This window comes from Parafrankia sp. FMc2 (assembly GCF_041008525.1).
GTDB lineage: Bacteria > Actinomycetota > Actinomycetes > Frankiales > Frankiaceae > Parafrankia.
Genome location: NZ_JBFLUG010000471.1, coordinates 1 through 749, shown reverse-complemented (window position 1 = coordinate 749; position 749 = coordinate 1). Strand labels below are relative to the sequence as shown.

Sequence of the window (749 nt, the reverse complement as noted above, 5' to 3'; positions counted from 1 at the left end):
TCTCACCCGTGTTGGCTAACCTCTTCCTCCACTACGCGTTTGATGCCTGGATGGCCCGGGAATTCCCCGAGGTCCAGTTCGAACGCTACGTGGACGATGCGGTAGTGCACTGCGAATCGTGGCGCCAGGCAGACGCCCTGCGGACCGCGATCGGGCTACGGATGGCCGAGGTGGGGCTTCAGCTCAACCCGGCTAAGACGAAAATCGTGTACTGCAAGGACTCCAATCGGCGCGGCCACTATCCGGCGGTCGTGTTCGATTTTCTGGGGTACACGTTTCGGCCGCTGCCCGCGATCAACAGGCGGACAGGAAAGATGTTCACCTCGTTCGGACCTGCCATGAGCCGCGATCAGCAGATCCGGAAAGGTAGGGAGATCCGCCGATGGCGGATCCACCTGCGTACCGAGCGCACCCTGACTGACCTTGCCACGGGGATCAATCCCCATGCGCGGGGCTGGATGAACTACTGGGGTCATTTCAACAGGTCCCAGATGTACCATCTCCTGCAGCGCATCAACGCCTACCTGATGCGTTGGGCCCGCAAGAAATACAGACGGCTCCGCAGGAAACAACGGCTCCAAGCCTGGTGGGAACGGGTCATCACCAACGAACCCGGGCTGTTCGCCCACTGGGCATGGATTACCGACTGCGGAGGATCATTCGCCGGACGGTAAGAGCCGTATGAACCGAGAGGTTCACGTACGGATCCGTGGGAGCCGGCGGGTGCGATTCCCGCCGGCTACCCGACT

At 61.5% G+C, this 749-nt stretch carries 1 protein-coding gene; it reads left to right on the top strand.

Features of this window, described 5'->3' with window-relative positions:
* Positions 1-674 (top strand): group II intron maturase-specific domain-containing protein (locus tag AB1460_RS37995; RefSeq protein ID WP_368967439.1); only part of this gene is annotated, 674 nt, incomplete at its 5' end.
* Positions 675-749: the final 75 nt, after the last annotated feature.